Source organism: Streptomyces sp. UC4497, from assembly GCF_054871485.1.
Genome location: NZ_JBTYHB010000016.1, coordinates 65,719 through 83,133 on the forward strand (window position 1 = coordinate 65,719; position 17,415 = coordinate 83,133).

At 69.0% G+C, this 17,415-nt stretch carries 10 protein-coding genes; 8 read left to right on the plus strand and 2 right to left on the minus strand.

What is annotated here, in order from left to right:
- The first annotated feature begins 33 nt into the window (after nucleotides 1-33).
- The 3 genes from ACYSUO_RS22820 to ACYSUO_RS22830 all read left to right on the plus strand — a co-directional run bounded on the left by ACYSUO_RS22820 (nucleotide 34) and on the right by ACYSUO_RS22830 (nucleotide 7,002).
- On the plus strand, nucleotides 34-3,219 hold the full coding sequence (locus ACYSUO_RS22820; RefSeq protein ID WP_461778070.1) for an NACHT domain-containing protein: 3,186 nt from the start codon (nucleotides 34-36) through the stop codon (nucleotides 3,217-3,219).
- Between the two features lie 106 nt (nucleotides 3,220-3,325).
- Nucleotides 3,326-5,482: an ATP-binding protein gene (locus tag ACYSUO_RS22825; protein WP_461778071.1), complete on the plus strand. Its 2,157-nt coding sequence runs from the start codon at nucleotides 3,326-3,328 to the stop codon at nucleotides 5,480-5,482.
- Nucleotides 5,482-7,002, plus strand: coding sequence for an ABC transporter substrate-binding protein (locus tag ACYSUO_RS22830; RefSeq protein WP_461778072.1), 1,521 nt, complete (start codon nucleotides 5,482-5,484; stop codon nucleotides 7,000-7,002). The genes ACYSUO_RS22825 and ACYSUO_RS22830 overlap by 1 nt, the downstream gene beginning before the upstream one ends.
- Before the next feature lie 33 nt (nucleotides 7,003-7,035).
- Here the strand turns inward: ACYSUO_RS22830 and ACYSUO_RS22835 are convergent, their stop codons facing one another.
- A complete protein-coding gene (locus ACYSUO_RS22835; protein WP_461778073.1) occupies nucleotides 7,036-10,902 on the minus strand; it encodes a GH92 family glycosyl hydrolase in 3,867 nt (1,288 codons plus the stop codon).
- 260 nt (nucleotides 10,903-11,162) lie between these two features.
- Here ACYSUO_RS22835 and ACYSUO_RS22840 point away from each other — a divergent pair, with 260 nt between their 5' ends.
- A complete protein-coding gene (locus ACYSUO_RS22840; RefSeq protein WP_461778074.1) occupies nucleotides 11,163-12,227 on the plus strand; it encodes a PP2C family protein-serine/threonine phosphatase in 1,065 nt (354 codons plus the stop codon).
- Between the two features lie 25 nt (nucleotides 12,228-12,252).
- On the opposite strand, the gene ACYSUO_RS22845 is transcribed toward ACYSUO_RS22840, so the two are convergent.
- Entirely contained in the window at nucleotides 12,253-13,104 is an 852-nt protein-coding gene (locus ACYSUO_RS22845; protein WP_461778075.1) for an SDR family oxidoreductase, read from the minus strand.
- Between the two features lie 92 nt (nucleotides 13,105-13,196).
- On the opposite strand from ACYSUO_RS22845, the gene ACYSUO_RS22850 reads away from it, so the two are divergent.
- The 4 genes from ACYSUO_RS22850 to ACYSUO_RS22865 all read left to right on the plus strand — a co-directional run bounded on the left by ACYSUO_RS22850 (nucleotide 13,197) and on the right by ACYSUO_RS22865 (nucleotide 17,335).
- Entirely contained in the window at nucleotides 13,197-13,568 is a 372-nt protein-coding gene (locus ACYSUO_RS22850) for a winged helix-turn-helix transcriptional regulator (protein WP_461778076.1), read from the plus strand.
- A gap of 401 nt (nucleotides 13,569-13,969) precedes the next feature.
- Complete coding sequence (gene ngcE / locus ACYSUO_RS22855; RefSeq protein WP_461778077.1) at nucleotides 13,970-15,379, plus strand: N-acetylglucosamine/diacetylchitobiose ABC transporter substrate-binding protein; 1,410 nt, start codon at nucleotides 13,970-13,972, stop codon at nucleotides 15,377-15,379.
- A 7-nt stretch (nucleotides 15,380-15,386) separates the two neighbouring features.
- A complete protein-coding gene (locus tag ACYSUO_RS22860; protein WP_461778078.1) occupies nucleotides 15,387-16,448 on the plus strand; it encodes a carbohydrate ABC transporter permease in 1,062 nt (353 codons plus the stop codon).
- Nucleotides 16,445-17,335: a carbohydrate ABC transporter permease gene (locus tag ACYSUO_RS22865; protein WP_461778079.1), complete on the plus strand. Its 891-nt coding sequence runs from the start codon at nucleotides 16,445-16,447 to the stop codon at nucleotides 17,333-17,335. The genes ACYSUO_RS22860 and ACYSUO_RS22865 overlap by 4 nt, the downstream gene beginning before the upstream one ends.
- Nucleotides 17,336-17,415: the final 80 nt, after the last annotated feature.

Below are 17,415 nucleotides of genomic sequence, written 5' to 3' on the forward strand. Positions count from 1 at the left end.
GGGCGACGGGGGTGAGCAGTGGAACTGGGCGCAATGGGGCTGAAGCTCGCGTCCTCGGTGGTGGTGCCGCTGCTGAAGCGGTTCGTGCTGCCTCCGGCGAAGGTGGCGGGAGCCGAGTTCCCCGGTGAAAAGCCCGTCCGCGTACGGTCGTTGCTGTCCTTCGTCGGCGATCACCCCGCTCTCAGCCGTGACGACATGCACCGGCTGTCGCGAGAGCTGGTGCGCCGCGCCGTGCGGGCCGCGCCGCCGCACGAGGCCCGGCTGCCCGACGACGAGCACGACGCGGTGGGCCAGGCCCTCACCCGTACGCTCTTCGCGCTCGGACAACTCGACATGAACGACGTCGACGTGGTGGTGCTCGGACCCGAGGAGCTGGCCGCCACGCTGTCCAGCGCGGCGGAGGCGGACATCAAGGGGCTGCTCACCGCGGACGCGGCCCGCTTCCACGACGCGCTGCTCGTCACCGCCTGCGTGCACCTCGTACGGTTCTTCACCGAACGCCCCGGCTTCGAGGCCCGCGCCCAGTTGTCGAACTTTCGCCAACTCCGCGAACAGAAGGAGCTGTTGGAGCGCGTGCTGCGGACCGTCTCCGGTGAGGACCACCAGGCCGCCGACATCCGCTTCGAGGAGAGTTACGCCGACTACGTCGTCGGGAAGCACGGTCGGCTCACCATCTACGGCGTCGACCTGCGCGACCCCGCCGGACCCGAATGGCCGCTGGACGACGCCTACTTGAGCCTCACCGCCGTACCGATCGTGGCCGCGGAGGAGGACGGCGACTACGAGACCGTGCCCGAGGAGAGCGTCGAGACCGCGCTCGCCGGGCGCGGCAAGGTCCTGCTGCACGGCCTCGCCGGCACCGGCAAGACGACGCTCGTACAGTGGCTCGCCCTGACCACCGCACGCCAGGAAGCCGTGCCGGTCGCGCTGCCGCAGCTGATCGGGCGCGTCCCGTTCGTGCTGCCGCTGCGCACCCTCGCCCGCCAAGGGTCCGAACTCCCGCTGCCGGAAGAGTTCCTGGAGTGGATGCGCTGCGGCCTCAGCGGCAGCGAACCCGACGGCTGGGTCGTCCGCGTCCTGCGCAACGGCCGCGGGGTGCTGCTCGTCGACGGTCTCGACGAGATCCCCAAGGCCGACCGGCGGCGCGCCCGCCAGTGGCTGCGCGACCTCGTGCAGCAGTTCCCGGGCAACCTGTGGCTGTGCACCACCCGGCCCTCCGCACTCGAACCTGGCTGGCTGCGCGGCGAGGGCTTCCACGAGCTGAGCCTCAACCCGCTCAGCCCGGCCGACCTGCGCCGCTTCATCGCGCGGTGGCACATCGCGGCCGGCGCGCGCGAAGGCCTCGGCGAGGAGCTCGTCGAATCCCTGCGCTCCAACCCCGAACTGAGCCGCCTCGCCACCAACCCCCTGATGTGCAGCCTCATTTGCGCCCTGCACCGCGAACGCCGGGGCTTCCTGCCGAACGGACGGGCCTCGCTCTACCGGGCCGCCCTGTCCATGCTGCTTGAGCGGCGCGACGTGGAGCGGGACCTGTACGGGCGGGGCGACGACCGGCCCCGGCTCGACGAGGAATCCGCGACCGAGCCGCTCAAACGGCTCGCGTACCGGCTGATCCGCAACGACGACACGCAGATGGAGCGCGACGACGCCATCCATGAGCTGAGCAGACTCCAGCCGCAGGTGCCGAGTCTCGAACGGCTCGGCGGGCCCGAGCACGCGCTGGAGTATCTGCTTGAGCGATCCGGACTGCTCCGCGAGCCCGCTCCGGGTGCCGTTGACTTCATTCATCGTACGTTTCAGGACTACCTGGGTGCCAAGGCTGTTCTTGAGGACCGTGACTTCGGCATGCTGGTGAAACACGCTCACATGGACCAGTGGGAGGACGTGGTGCAGATGGCTGTCGCGCAAGCCGATCACAATGGGCGGGCCGACCTGCTGATGCGCCTCAGCGACCGCGGAAAGCGCGAGAAGGACGTCACCGTCCAGGCCAGGATCCGCCTCCTGGCGCTCGCCTCGCTCGAACAGGCCACGCGGCTCGAACCCGCCGTGCGCCAGACCATCGAGGCCGAGGCCGCGAGCATGCTCCCGCCGCGCAGCCTGCGCCAGGCCCGCGTCCTCGCGCGTACGGGACCGCTGCTGCTCGGGCTGCTCCCGAGGGCCGACGAACTCGACGGGGACGCCGAGCTGGCGACCGCGCACGCCATCTGCCAGATCGGCGGCGACGCCGCCATCCCGCGGCTGCGCGAGTTCCTCACCACCTCCCAGTCCACCGTGCGCGCCCAACTCCTCGGCCACTGGGACCGCTTCGACACCGAGACGTACGCCCGCGAGATCATCGCCCCGCTCCTCGAAGCCGCGCCCGGCGAGCCCGTCACCGTCCGCTCCCAGGCCGAACTCGACGCCCTGTCCCGGCTGCCGGGATGCGAGCGCGTCGGCATCCACGGCGACTTCGCCCCCGACGCCGTACGCGCCGCCCTGTCCCCGGAACACCTGCGCGAGCTGCGGCTGCGCGGGGCGCTCCAGATCGACGACCTCTCGCTCCTCCACGACTTCCAGCACCTGGAGAGCCTCACCCTCCAGGGCTGCCGCAACGTCAAGGACCCGGGGCCGCTCACCGGCCTCCCTCGGCTCCGCAGCCTCCACCTGGAGAACGTGCCGCAGTTCGAGCCGCTGGAGCAGCTCGACCAGTGCGCGCGCCTCGAAGTCCTGCACATCGGCGCGGGCGTCCCCTGGCGCGGCGTCGCCGAACTGCCGAGGCCCGGCCGGCTCAAGACGCTGTCGCTGCCGCCCGGCACCTCCGACCTCTCGGATATCACCCGGTGCGTCGCCCTGGAGGAGCTGCGCCTCCAGGACGCGAGCAGCCGGCTGCTCCCCGACGGCTGGGGCGCACTCCTCGGCCGGCTGCCCGAACTGCGCACGCTCTGCGTCTCGGCCGAACAGCTCAGCACCCTCCTGTTCAACCCGACCAGCCAGATCCCGCAGTTGACCAAGCTCTACGTCTACGCCCAGCAGGGCACCCCGCTGCAACTGCGGCGCATGTCCCGCCGACTGCAAGGACTTGAGGAGCTGCATGTGACGCAGGGCGGCGACGTCGACCTCTCCCCGCTCAAGGGGATCGCGTCGCTGCGCAAGGTCCGGATCGCCTATCCGGGCGGCGTCGTCCAGGGCGTCGAGGAGCTGCCCGAGGGCGCCGAGCTGGAGATTTATCCGCAACCGTGAACGGGCGCGCGGCCGTGCGGACCATCTGGCAGGAGATCGGCACCAACGGTAAGTTCTAGGGTTCACGCAGAAGTTGACGATCCCTAGGGAAGCAGGACAGCCGAAGATGGCCCGGCCCAAGGCGCCCTTTCTGTACGGGCGTGAACCCCTGGTGGGATCGCTCGTCCCCTCGCTCACCGGGCTCGCCTTCCACGAACGTGCCCGCGTGAAGCGGGAGTTCGGATCCGGCGTGCCCGTCGTGCTGCTCACCGGCGAGCACGGCACCGGACGCAGCGTCCTCCTCGACGCCCTCGCCCGTGGCTACCGGGGCCGCCTCCCGCTCGCCCATGTGCGCGCCGTCGTGCCGGGCTCGGTCGCGGCCGGCCTCACCGAGGAGGTCCCCGAAGGCAGCGTGCCGCCGCAGACCGCCGGGTCGCCCGCCGAGATCCTGGAGCGCCTCGTGTGCGCGCTCACCCCCACGTACGGCATCTTCCGGACGCTGCTGCCCGCCCTGTTCGCCGTGTCCGGCTGGCACGTGGGGCAGACGGACGAGCGCGACGAGGTGTGCCGCCGGCACGCCCGGATGCTCATCGCGAGCAACCTCGCGCGCGGCTCCGAACGCGAGGTCGCCCGCGACTGGGCCACCTCGGTCGAGACCTCGCTCACCCGGGCCGCCGCCCGCGACGGCGACCCCGACGACCCGGACGGCACGCAGCCCGTCACCGCCGCCGTGCTGCGCCAGCTCGCCACCAGGATGCCCCTCGACCCGGCCCGCACCTGGTTCCGCAAGCGGCACACCACGCCCGACGGCACCATCGCCGTGGAGGACCCGCTGTGGCTGCTGTCCCGCCGCTTCCACCGCGGCGGCGACTACCTCCACGCGGCGGAACAGGCCCTGACCGCCGCCTTCCTGGAGGAGCTGGCCCATGCCCACGGCCTGGTACGCCGGCTCAACCGTGAGCCCTGGCCGCTGATCCTGCTCGACGAGGCGCACACCCCCGCGGGCTCCCGCTTCCTGGAACTCCTCCTGGAGCAGCGGGCCCTGGGGGAGCGCAAGTACGACGACCGGACCGTCGTCGTCGCCACCCGGCTCGGCGACCTGCCGCACGAGGACGCACCGCACGCCGTACGCCGGGAACTCGTCGACCTGCTGCCGCCCGGCGGCGTCAGACGCCCCGGACACGCCGCCACCCTGTGGAAGCGGACGGGACACGAGCCGTCCGAGGGCCTCCTCGTCCTCCCGCTCACCCCGCTGACCAGGGACGACATCCTGTCCATGCTCGACCGGGCGTCCTCGCGCCTGCTCCACCCGCACCTCGCCTCCGCGCTCCACGCGCTCACCGGCGGCCACCCCTCGGCCAGCACCGTCCTCGCCGACGCCGCCGTCGAGACCGCCAAGCAGAACCGCACCGTCGTCCCGCGCGACCTGCTCGACCTGCGCGTCGAGGGCGGCCGCGCCGTCACCGAGGTGCTGCTGCGGGACCTGCTGCCCGACCGCAGACAGCGCGACCGCCTCGTCAAGCTCTGCCTCGCCCGGGACTCCAAGGCGGCCGAGGCGCTCGCCCAGGACCTCGGCCTCGTCGGGCCCGAGCAGCTGCCCGCCACGGCCGCCGCGCAGTACCTCGTCGAGCGCAAATGGCAGGAACTCCCGGCCGCCGACGGCCCGCTGGTCACCAGCGGGCTGCTGCGCACCCTCCTCGTCCACGAGGCGCGGCGCACCCTGCCGCCGGGCGACGAACCGCACAGCTGGCGCTCCGTGCACGCCTTCCTCCACCTCCACCACGTCCAGCGCGCCGAGACGGAGGAGGCCGACGCGCTGCGCCACAACCTCGCCGCCGGGAACCCGCAACAGGTCGTCGCGATGCTCGCCGACGAGTTCGACGCGGAGGAGGCCGAACAGAGCGTCGAGCACTGGCTGCTGTGCCTCCAGCGCTGCGCGAGCGCCCCCGTGCCGCCCGCCGACGACACCTGGCGCGACCAGCGCGTCGAGATCGCCGACGGCGAGCACGCGGCCCGCTACGCACGCCTCGACCCCTCGGGACGCAGCATCAACCGCCTGCTGCACGCCCTGTGGTACCTCTCCGAGCCGTACGCCGACGCCGCCCTCGACCCGGACGCCGACCGGATGTGCAGGGCCGTGGGGGAGGAGCTCGGCTTCCTCGCCCGCCGCCACCCCACCTGGTACGCGGCCCTCGGCCAGGCGGCCCGCGACTGGCCGACGGCCGCCCGCAAGAGGCAGGAACTGCCCGTTCCCGCAAGCACCAACTCCGGGGAGGGAGGCTGATGTTCGGCAGCAGGATCAGGGAGTGGGGTCCGCTGGACTGGTGCGTCGCGGTGTTCGTCGTGCTCGCGCTCGTGGCGGGCGGGATCTACGGCGGCTCGAAGCTGCTGCGCAGGTGCGACGACGGGCTGAGCGACATCAACGGGCAGTGCATCGGCGTGACCACCCAGTCCTTCGAGGCGGACGAGGGCATCGACTCGCTCCTCGACGCCATCGCTGACGAGAACGACCAGGTCGCATCGGAGAGCGGCACCCCCTACGTCCGCGTCGCCCTGATGATGTCCTTCACCTCGGGGGACACGAGCGCGATGACCGCCGACATGATCCGCCGCGCCCTCGCGGGCTCCCTCGCCGCGCTCAAGGAGGCGAACGACGGCGCGGGCGGCCCGCAGGTCCAGCTGATGCTCGCGCCGGTCGGCCGGCACCTCGACCAATGGCGGCCGGTGGTCGACAGGCTGGGCGAGCTGTCCGCGGACCCGAAGCACCCGCTCGTCGGCGTCACGGGCATCCCCAGCAGCCAGACGGACACCAAGGACGCCCTCGAAGAGCTGAGCACCCGCAAGATCCCCACGGTGGGGCCGGTGATCAACGCCTCGTCGATGAACTTCGAGTACTTCTTCAAGACCGCGCCGGACGACAAGGAGTTCGCGAACGCCCTGGACCACTACCTCGACACGTACCCGCAAGGAAAGAAGAAGGGGCTGCTGCTCCTCGACCGGCACACGGGCGACGTGTACTCGGCGGATCTGACGAACACCCTCAAGAGCCGCTTCAGCAAGGACTACGGCCTCGCCACCAGCTCCTCCCTGTTCACCGGCTCCTCCGGCAGCGACGAGGGCGAGCCGGGCATCTTCGTCGACGCGGTCAACAAGATCTGCAGCGAGCGCACGGACACGGTCTTCTTCGCGGGCCGCGACCAGGACCTCCCGGGCTTCATCGACGCCCTCTCCGATGCGGGCAGCTGCAACCACGGCGGCCCCCTGCGCATCGTGAAGACCGGCATCGGCCTCGAACCCAGCCTCACCAGGCCGGAGGTCGAGCGCGACCTGAAGAAGGCGAAGGCCACGATCGTCGACGCCGCCTCCTTCGACCCGCGCTGGGAGAAGGCGGGCTCCGCGGACCGCCCCGCCGGCATCGACGACTTCCTCGACCGCTTCGACGAGCTCAAGACCGCGCACACGCTGGGCGACAAGCCCTTGGACGACGGCTACGCGGCTTCGTACTACGACGGCCTCCGGCTGCTCACCGAGGCGGTGAAGCGCACCTTCGCCGAGATGAACAAGGACAAGGACACCGAGCAACTGCCCACGAAGCAGGAGCTGTACACGACGCTGTCGCAGTCCACCGTCAACAGCTCCGGCATGCTCCAAGGGGCGACCGGAACGTACGGCTTCGCGGGGCAGAGCACGAACAACCGGTGGTCGACGTGCAAGCCGGTCCCGGTCGTGGAGTTCCCCGCCCCGCGGCACGACCGCAAGCTGTCGCTGTACCGGACGTTCGACAGGGGCGACTGCCCCGGGTGACGCGCCGCGTGCGGCACGCCACCCGGGACCGCGTCACGACAGCAGCTCGACCTCAGCCACCGTCGCCGCCCCGCCGGTGAACACCAGCCGGTAGTGCTTGTGCGCCGCCGGGGACGGCACGGAGAACGCCCGTGTCTGCTTGTCCCAGGCGAAGGACTCACCGGAGCGCCGGTCGACGGTCTTCCAGTCCTTCCCGTCGTCCGACGCCTCCAGCTTCCAGCCGGTCGGCGCCTTCGCCTTGTCCGCCGACGTCAGCGTGTACTGGACCGCCTTCGCGCCGTCCGCGCCCACCGGCAGCTCCACCGACTCCGAACTCGCGCTCGTGTCGGAGGTGTTGTCGAAGAGCGGCCCCGAACCGTTGATCGCGTCCGAGCGCGGCGAGGGCACCTCGTCGTCGTTCGTGATCGACTTGGGAGCCGCGTCGGCGCCCGTGCCCCACTTCGACGGCTTGTCACCCATCGCGAACTCGATGACGCCGCCCTTGGCGATCGCCGAGTGCGGCAGCGACGTCTTCGTCCACGTACGGCCGTTGACCTTCACGCCCTGCACGTAGATGTTCTTCGCGCTGTTCTTCGGCGCCTTGACGACGAGGTCCTTGCCGCCGTCCAGGTGCAGCGTCATCTTCGTGAACTGCGGGGAACCGATGGCGTATTCGCCGCTGCCCATGACCAGCGGGTAGAAGCCCAGCGAGGAGAACAGGTACCAGGCCGACTGCTCGCCGTTGTCCTCGTCGCCGTGGTAGCCCTGCCCGATCTCGCTGCCGGTGTAGAGGCGGGAGAGGACCTCGCGGACCTTCTCCTGCGTCTTCCACGGCTGACCCGCCGCGTCGTACATGTACGTGACGTGGTGCGCGACCTGGTTCGAGTGGCCGTACATGCCCATCCGCACGTCACGCGCCTCGGTCATCTCGTGGATGACCCCGCCGTACGATCCGGCGACGTCCTTGGAGCCGGTCTCCGGAGTGTCGAAGTACGTGTCGAGCTTCTTGGCGAGACCGCCCCGGCCGCCGTACAGATTGGCGAGGCCGCGGCTGTCCTGGACGGCGGTGAACGCGTAGCCCCAGGCGTTGGTCTCCGTGTAGTCGTAGCCCCAGATCGCCGGGTCGAAGTCCTCGGACTTCACACGCCAGTTGCCGTCCCTGCCCTTGCCCTGGAAGAAGCCGGGACTTGAGCTCCCACCGGCCGCCTTGTCGTCGAACATGTTGACGTAGTCACGGGCGCGGTTGAGGAAGTACTCCGACTCCTCCTTGTAGTGCTTCTCGCCGGTCTTCTTGTAGAGCTTCTGGCCCATCTCCGCGATGCCGTAGTCGTTGAGATAGCCCTCCAGGGCCCACGACATGCCCTCGTGCGTCTCCGACGGCGTGTAGCCGAGGAAGGGCGACGTCTCCATGCCCTTGCGGCCCACACCGGCCGAAGGCGCCACCACGGTCGCGTTCTTCACGGCCGCCTTGTACGCCGACTCGACGTCGAAGTCGTCGACGCCCTTCACGTAGGCGTCCGCGAACGCCACGTCGGAGGAGGTGCCGGTCATCAGGTCCGCGTAGCCGGGGGACGACCAGCGCGAGGTCCAGCCGCCGTCCCGGTACTGCTGCACGAACCCGTCGACCAGCTCACCGGCCTTCTTCGGCGTCAGCAGCGAGTAGGCGGGCCAGGTCGTCCGATACGTGTCCCAGAATCCGTTGTTGACGTACGGCTTGCCCTCGACGATCTTCGCGCCGGTGTGGGTCGGGGTGTCGGGACCCGGCATCGGCGAGAACGGCGACGCGTACTTGTACGTCGCCTTGCCGCCCTGCGAACGGACCTTCTCGAAGCCGGAGTTGGGGTACAGGTACAGGCGGTACAGCGAGGAGTACAGCGCCGTGCGCTGGTCGTCCGTCGCGCCCTCGACCTCCACCTTCTTCATCAGCGTGTCCCACTGGGCGCGCGCCGCGTTCCGCACGTCCGCGAAGGACCGCTTCTGCGGCAGCTCCTGCGCCAGGTTGTCCTTCGCCTGGTCGAGGCCGATGAGCGACGTCGCGAGGCGCAGGGTGACCGTGCGGTCCTTGCCCGCGTCGAACGTGAAGTGGCCCTTCACACCGGACGAGTCGGCGTCCTTCACCGGCTTGTCGAAGACGCCGTACACGAACAGCCGCGTCGCACCCGCCGACAGGCCGGACTTCACGTCCGAGTAGCCCGTGACGACCCCGTTCTCCTTGTCGAGCGTGAGGCCGCCCTGGTCGGAGACGTTGTCGAAGACCACGCTCGCGTCGTCGTCCGGGTAGCTGAAGCGGAGCGCCGCCGCGTGGTCGGTCGGCGCCATCTCCGCCCGCACACCGTTCTGGAACTTCACGCCGTAGTACGAGGGCGTCGCCGTCTCGTCGTCGTGCTTGAACGGCAGCGCGCGGCCGGAGCGCGAGGTGTCCAGCGCGTCGCCCGACTTCGCCGACGGCATCACCTGGAACGTCTGCCGGTCGCCCATCCACGGGCTCGGCTCATGGCTCGCCGCGAAGGCCTCCATCGTCGGCAGGTTGTCCGCGTTGTTGTCGCGCGCATAGTCGTACAGCCAGCTCAGCGAGCCCGCGTTGGTCACCGGCGTCCAGAAGTTGAAGCCGTGCGGGACGGCCGTCGCCGGGAAGGTGTTGCCGCGCGAGAAGTTGCCGGTGGAGTTCGTGCCGCGGGTCGTCGACGCGTAGTCGCTCAAGTGCGCCTTCGGCTTTGCCGGTCGGGCCTTGGCGATGCTCACGTCGTCGAGCCACCCGCGGAACTTCGCCGGCCCCTTCGGGGAGTCGTACGCGACGAGGACCCGGTCGACCGTCTTTCCGGCCGCCACGGACCCGATCCCGGACTTCACGGCGTTCCACTGGTTCACGTAGAGCCGCTTGGCCGCGCCCTGTCCCTGCGGGGTCAGCGCCCCGCCGTAGGAGTCGACCGCCTTGAGGTCGCTCAGGTACGTGCCGTCGGTGAAGGCGAGGTCGACGGAGACGTTCGTGGCGTCGTAGTCGCGGTCGCCGTCCGCCATGGACGGGAAGATCTTGTACGCGAGCTCGGTGTCCTTGGCCACCGCCACATCGACGTCGAAGACCTTGTTGTACGAGTAGGCGCGGCCGTCTCCCTTGTGCGTACCCGCGTAGCGCAGCGCGCGCGTGCCCGTGAAGCCGACGCCCGCCTTGGCGGTCGGCGAGGCCGTCGGCCCGCGGTCCACCAGCGAGAGCATGTCCTCGGGGGCCGGCGTGGAGTCGTCGCCGGTCGACAGCTGGAAGTCGGCGAGCTGCAGCGCGTCGCTCGCGCCGTTGTTCTTCGTGAACTCGATACGGAAGTGGGAGTACTCCGCCGGGCTCTGGATGTCGTACGACTTCAGCTGCTGACGCTTGTCCCACGTCTCGCCGGAGCGGGAGTCGAGCGTCGTCCACTCCTTGCCGTCCGTCGACCCCTTCAGGGTCCAGTCCTTCGGGTCGCGCTCGTCGTGGTCGTTGGCCGAGGTGAGCGCGTACTTGGTGATCTTGACCGGCTCGTCGAGGTCGTACTCGACCCAGGAGGTCGGCTTGAACGACAGCCACTTCGTCGTCGGCTCGCCGTCGACGAGGTTCTCCTTGGTCTCACCGCCGCCCGCGTTCTCGTCGCCGGCCCGGACATCGGTGACATGGCCGTTCACATTGCCCGGCATGCCGCTGCTGTACGCGCCGTCCACTCCGCTCGCCCGCTTCTTCCCGGCGGCGTCGGTCTCGACGGTGTTCAGCCAGTCGGGGGCGGGCTGACCGGCCTCGAAGGAGGAGCGGAACTCCGGCTTTCCCTCGGCGGCGTGGGCGGTGGTGGCGGGGCCGAGGCCCTGACCTGCCGCCGTGAGCACAAGTGCGGCCGCGCCGAGCGCGGCCACGGTCCCGAGTCTGTGTCTGGATCTGAGCTGTCTGGAATCGCCACGCATAAAGGGCGCACCCTCCGGCTACTGGACAACGTTGTCAGTTGGTGAACAGGGTCCAGTAGGGGCTCAAGTCCCCAGTGGTGTCAAGGGTGTTGAACCCTTTGGGCGGTTCGGGCGGGAAGGGCGGGTCCGACACGCCGTGTGTGCCCCCTTTCGACGGGCTGTGATCGCCGGTCGACTGGGCGAATCGCCGATGTACAGTGGCAAATCTTGGTAAAAACTCCCATTTGAACCCTTTTGCTTTAAGGTCCCCAGGAGGCGTCATGCGCGCTCCCGCGCTCCCCGCGTGGCCCGCCGCGCTCTGCCCCGGCCTCGTGGCCGCGGCCGGTGTCGCGGTGCTCGACGTGGTCCTTGGGGCGGAGGTCGGCCTGCTGCCCCTGTTCGCGGTCGGGCCCGCGCTCACGGCCTGCTGCGCGGCGGCCCGCCAGGTCGTCACCTGCGGACTCGTCTCCTTGGTGCTGTGCGCCGCGGTGGCGGTCTACGACGACCTGCTCTTCACCCGGCGCGGTGTGGTGGCTCTCGTCAGCGTGGCCCTGGTGACCGTGGCCTCCGCCTTCGCGGCGCACGCGCGCGTGCAGCACGAGCGGCGGGCCGCGAGACAGCGCCGGATCTCCGAGTTCGTGCAGGGCGTCATCCTCGCCCCGGTGCCGCAGGACACCGCACCCGCCCGGATCGCCGCCTCCTACGTCTCCGCCACCGAGGACGCCCGGATCGGCGGCGACTTCTACGAGGCGGTCCCGGCGCGCGACGCCGGTGTGCGCGTCGTCATCGGCGACGTACAGGGCAAGGGGCTCGGCGCCGTGCGCACGGCCACCATCATGCTCAGCGCCTTCCGGATGAGCGCCCATGAGGCGGCGGACCTTGACGAGGTCGCCGCCAAGATGTCCGGGGCGCTCGGCCGCAGGGGCGTCGACGAGCAGTTCGTCACCGCGGTCCTCGCCGAACTCGCCCCGTCGGGACGGCTCACGCTGCTCTCCTTCGGGCATCCGCCACCGCTCGTCGTGCGGGCCGACGGCAGCCATGAGCTCGCCCACCCGCCGAGCCCCGCCCTGCCGTTCGGCCTCGACTGGCTGGAGCAGGACCCGCCGCGGCCGAGCCACGTCGAGCTGGCGGACGGTGACCGCGTGCTCCTCTACACCGACGGGCTCGCCGAGGCGCGGAACGCGGAGGACGCCTTCTATCCGCTCGTCCAGCGCGTCTCGCTGCTGCGCGGAGAGTCCCTCGACGACTGCCTGGTGCGGTTGCGCGGCGATGTGCAAGCGCACACGGACTCGGGCGTGGACGACGATTCCGCGTTGCTGTTGATGGAGTACCGCACGCCGGTGTAGGCGGCGCCGGTGCGTGTGCTTCGCCTCAGCGGAAAGCGGCGAGGTTGCGGGCGACCCAGTCGCCGAAGGGGCGCGGGGCGCGGCCGGTGACCCGTTCCACGTCCGGGCTGATCCGCAGCTCGGCGGGGTTCGGGGCGCCGATGATGTCCAGCGTGTCGTCGGCGAGCTCCGCCGGTACGAACCGGGTCATCGCTGCCTTGGCCTCGTCGCGGGTGAGCTCCTGGAACCGTACCGGCGAGCCGAGTGCGGCCGCGATGACCGCAGCCTGCTCGCGCGGCGTGATCACCTCGGGACCGGTCAGTTCGTAGACCCCGCCGGAGTGCCGGTCGTCCAGCAGGCAGGCGGCCGCGACCTCGGCGATGTCCGCCGGATCGACGACCGGGACCCCGACATCCCCGAAGGGCGCGGCGACCGTCCTTCCCGTACGGACGGAATCCGCCCAGGCCAGCGCGTTGGAGGCGAAACCGCCCGGTCGCAGGACCGCCCAGTCCAGGCCCGACTCCCGCAACGAGTCCTCAAGGGCGCGCATCGCGACCCGCGTCGGGCCGAGCGGCCTGGTCGACACACCCTGCGAGGACAGCAGGACGACCCGGCGCACCCCGTTGGCCACGGCCAGGTCGACGATGTCGGCCGGCCTCGCCTCGGGGGAGTGCAGGTCGCCGGCGAGCAGAAGGAACAGCGCCTTCGCCCCGTCCAACGCGGGGGCGAAGCCCGCCGGTTCGGCCAGATCGGCCGCCACGTGCCGAACCCCGTCCGGCATCGGCGCCGACACCTGCGCCGCGTTCCGCGACACGGCCGTCACCTGCTCGCCCGCCTCGGCGAGGGCCTGCGTCAAGGGCCTTCCCACATTTCCGGTGGCTCCGGTTACCACGATCATTTCCAGCTCCAAGTCCGTTGTTCGCTAAGGCAATTGACGCTAGGGCCCGGACTTACTTTCCGTAAGAACATACCCAGAGGTAAGCTCAAGACATGGGGGAAAGTGTGCAGTTGACACAGGGTGGGGCGGACGCTCGGTATGAGGTGTTTCACACCGACTGCCCGGCGCGCGACATGGTCGATCACGTGACCAGTCGGTGGGGCATCTGGGTCCTGATCTCCTTGCGGGGCAACGACCTTCGGTTCTACGAGCTGCGCGACAGCATTCAGGGCGTCAGCGAGAAGATGCTCGCCCAGACCCTGCGCGCACTGGTCAAGGACGACCTGGTCTGGCGGAAGGTCGAACCGACGACCCCGCCCCAAGTCACATACGGACTCACCGAGTTCGGCCGGGATGTCAGCGAGCCGCTGACGGACCTGTTCGACCGGATCACTCGGAGTCTTCCGCCCCGCGACGACCGATAGTCGAAACGCGGGATTCCACAAGCGGCGCGACGGATTCCGTTACACCCTTTGTATGCAAGGAAGTTGGAAAGCTCGGTTCGTCGCTCGTGCGACGTATTTCCGGGAGGTCTCAACTCGGAAAAGACCGATACCCAAACCTGCATTCGATCTTGCCCCCCTCGCAGGGAGTGGACTATACCTGTCGCCACCACCCCGGCCGTGCGTCCTGCCGGGCGGGCACCACCCAGCTCTACAGGCCTTTTCCGACATCGCTCAGCTGATCACCATCGGTGCCGCTGAGGCACCGAAACCAGGACGCGCTCACAGAGAAGTGCGGCAAGCGCATGGCCAATCTGGCCCGGCAGCCGAACATGCAGCAAACCGTTAGAGATCCAATCGATCAGTTCAGTGAGGATGCAGAGATGACCATTCGTGCCGGCTCTCTTGACAGGCGGACGCTCCTGCGCGGGGCGATCGCGACCGCGGCCATGGGTTCGTTCGCCGTTGCGTGTGGCTCCCCCTCCAGCGACGACGGTGACAGCAACGGCTCGAAGAACAAGACGAGCAGCAAGAACCCGTTCGGCGTCGACAAGAACTCCACGGTCGAGGCGGCCATCTTCGACGGCGGCTACGGCACCGACTACGTCGAGTACGTCAACAAGGTCATCGGGGCCCAGATCGCCGGTACCAAGGTCAAGGTCAAGCCGGTCGTCGACATCGCCCCGGAGCTCCAGCCCCGGTTCGTCGGCGGCAACCCGCCGGACCTCATCGACAACTCCGGTGAGGACCAGATCGGGTTCCTCGGCATCCTCGACCAGCTCGAGGAGCTCGACGACCTCTTCGAGGCCAAGACCTACGAGGGCAAGAAGATCGCCGACATCGTCTACCCCGGCGTCAAGGAACCCGGGACGTACAACGACAAGTTCGTCGCGCTCCGCTACGTGATGACGGTGTACGGCGTCTGGTACTCGAAGACGCTGTTCGAGGAGAACAACTGGACCCCGCCGAAGACCTGGGACGAGGCGCTCGACCTCGGCCAGAAGGCGAAGAAGAAGGGCAAGTACCTCTTCGTCCACGGCAAGGAAGCCGCCACGTACTACCAGACGATGCTGTTCGCCTCGGCGATCAAGGAGGGTGGCGACGAGGTCCGGCTCGCTCTGGGGAACCTGGAGAAGGACTCCTGGTCGCACCCGGCCATCCAGGGCGTGCTCAAGGTCATGGAGACCATGGTCAAGGAGAAGATGTTCGTCCCCGGTGGCTCCGGCACCCAGTTCCAGAAGGCGCAGGCGATCTGGAGCAACGACCAGAAGGCGCTGCTCTACCCGTCCGGTGGCTGGATCGAGAACGAGATGAAGGACGCCACCAAGAAGGACTTCCAGATGACCGGCTTCCCGGAGATGACGCTCACCGACAAGCCGAAGCTGCCCTACGAGACGCTGCACGCGGCCTCGGGCGAGCCGTTCATCGTCCCCAAGCAGGGCAAGAACCCGGCAGGCGGCAAGGAAGTCCTGCGGGCCATGCTGTCGGAGAAGGCGGCCGCCAACTTCTCCAAGACGAAGCTGGCCCCGACGGTCGTCAAGGGCACTGTGCCCGCCGACGGCTTCGGCTCATCGGCCCTGGTCTCCCAGACGAAGATGCTCGACGCCGCGGGCGACAACATCTACGACATGCGGAGGTTCGTCGAGGCCTACGGCATGAACACCGACCAACTGGTGCCGTGGAACTCGTTCCTCGCCGGCGACCTCGACGCCAAGGGCCTGACCAGCGCCCTGCAGAAGATCTCCGACAAGGTCCGGGAAGACGACTCCGTCGACAAGATCAAGATCAGCTAGTCCCGCCATGAGTGACACGATCTCCAAATCCGCAGCCGCGAGCGACCGGCCAAAGTCGGCCGCTCGCGGCGAGCGTCCCAAGCGCCGCAAGCTCACTTTCGACCGCGTGACGTTCTTCCTCGCGTTCCTCGGCGTCCCACTGGCCGTCTTCGTGCTCTTCGTCCTGTACCCGTTCGCCCAGGCGATCTTCTGGGGAATGACGAACTGGCGTGGTTTCAGCCCGGATTACGACTTCGTCGGGCTCGACAACTTCGTCAAGATCTTCCAGGACGACGTCTTCCTGAAGGCGTTGGGCAACGTCGCGCTGCTGGCGGCCGTCGTCCCGTTGGTGACGTTGACCCTCGCCCTCGGGGTCGCGGTGGCCGTCACCCTGGGCGGACCCAGCATCGGCCCCGTCCGGGGGATCGGGAACGCCTCCTTCTACCGGATCATCTCGTTCTTCCCGTACGTCGTGCCGGCGATCATCGTCGGCCTGATCTGGGCGCAGATGTTCGACCCGAACGCCGGTCTGGTCAACGGTGTCCTCACCTCGCTCGGTCTCGACCACTTCAAGGAATTCGCCTGGCTGGGCGAGACGTCGACCGCGATGCCGGCCCTGATGTTCGTCTTCGTCTGGGGGCTCGTCGGGTTCTACGCGGTGCTCTTCATCGCCGCGATCAAGGGAGTCCCCGCCGAGCTGTACGAGGCGGCCAGGATCGACGGGGCCGGCCGGTTCCGGATGACGATCTCGGTCACCCTGCCGGCGATCCGGGACAGCGTGCAGACGGCGTACATCTACCTGGGCATCGCCGCCCTCGACGCGTTCGTCTACGTACAGGCGATGCTGCCGAACGGTGGCCCCGCCAACTCGACCCTGACGATCAGTCAGCGGCTGTACCACATGGCCTTCACCAAGCAGCAGTTCGGCCTCGCCACCGCGATGGGCATCGTCCTCGCCGTCGTCACCCTGGTGTTCGCGGCGCTCGTGTTCACCGTCAACCGCCTGACCGGCGGCGGCGAGAACGAGGGCAAAGAGAAAGCACGTGGGTTGAAGTCCCGGCGTGCCGGAGCCAAGGGAGGTGCCCGGTGAGCGCCGTAGCCGCCGCCCGGAAGCCGGTGAGCGACCGGAAGCTGACGAGAGCCGTCGCGGGCAGCGACCGCAGGTTCGCGGTGCTCTCGCACGGCCTGCTGATCCTGTGGTCCGTGATCGTGATCGTGCCCATGCTGTGGGTGGTGCTGTCGTCGTTCAAGTCGACGGGCGAGATCCTGTCGTCACCGTTCGACCTGCCGAACCACTGGCGGGTCGAGAACTACGTGAACGCGTGGACCGACGCGAACATCGGGAAGTTCTTCCTGAACTCGGTGATCGTCGTTGTCTCCGCACTGTTCCTGGTGATGCTGCTCGGCGCGATGTGCGCCTACATTCTGGCCCGGTTCGAGTTCCCTGGACGCCGGCTGATCTATTACCTGATGCTGGCCGGACTGACCTTCCCGGTCTTCCTGGCGATCGTGCCGCTCTTCTTCCAGCTCCAGAACTTCGGGCTGCTGAACACCCGGCCGGGACTGATCCTCACCTACGTCGCGTTCGCGCTGCCGTTCACGGTGTTCTTCCTCTACTCGTTCTTCCGGTCACTGCCGCATGACGTCTACGAGGCTGCGCAGATCGACGGCGCGGGTGAATGGCGGGCGTTCTTCCAGGTGATGCTGCCGATGGCCACTCCGGGCATGGCCGCGGTGGCGATCTTCAATTTCCTGGGACTGTGGAATCAGTTCCTGCTGCCGGTGGCGCTCAACACCGACCAGGACAAGTGGGTGCTGACCCAGGGGATGGCCGCCTACGCGTCTTCGCAGGTGTACGACATCGACTACGGCGCGCTGTTCGCGGCGATCGTGATCACGGTGGTGCCTGTACTGGTCGTATACATCATCTTCCAGCGCAGGATCGCCGGTTCGGTGTCGCAGGGCACCTTCCGCTGACGCCATCTGTCGCGCAACAGGCGTCGGGCCCCGGAGAGACGACTCTCCGGGGCCCGAGCCCTGCGTACGGCGGAGAGAAG

Excerpts from the sequence above, each read along its gene's own strand:
- ACYSUO_RS22820 (WP_461778070.1), top strand. The coding sequence starts at position 34 with ATGGGGCTGAAGCTCGCGTCCTCGGTGGTGGTGCCGCTGCTGAAGCGG.
- ACYSUO_RS22825 (WP_461778071.1), top strand. The coding sequence starts at position 3,326 with ATGGCCCGGCCCAAGGCGCCCTTTCTGTACGGGCGTGAACCCCTGGTG.
- ACYSUO_RS22830 (WP_461778072.1), top strand. The coding sequence starts at position 5,482 with ATGTTCGGCAGCAGGATCAGGGAGTGGGGTCCGCTGGACTGGTGCGTC.
- ACYSUO_RS22835 (WP_461778073.1), bottom strand. The coding sequence starts at position 10,902 with ATGCGTGGCGATTCCAGACAGCTCAGATCCAGACACAGACTCGGGACC.
- ACYSUO_RS22840 (WP_461778074.1), top strand. The coding sequence starts at position 11,163 with ATGCGCGCTCCCGCGCTCCCCGCGTGGCCCGCCGCGCTCTGCCCCGGC.
- ACYSUO_RS22845 (WP_461778075.1), bottom strand. The coding sequence starts at position 13,104 with ATGATCGTGGTAACCGGAGCCACCGGAAATGTGGGAAGGCCCTTGACG.
- ACYSUO_RS22850 (WP_461778076.1), top strand. The coding sequence starts at position 13,197 with ATGGGGGAAAGTGTGCAGTTGACACAGGGTGGGGCGGACGCTCGGTAT.
- ngcE (WP_461778077.1), top strand. The coding sequence starts at position 13,970 with ATGACCATTCGTGCCGGCTCTCTTGACAGGCGGACGCTCCTGCGCGGG.
- ACYSUO_RS22860 (WP_461778078.1), top strand. The coding sequence starts at position 15,387 with ATGAGTGACACGATCTCCAAATCCGCAGCCGCGAGCGACCGGCCAAAG.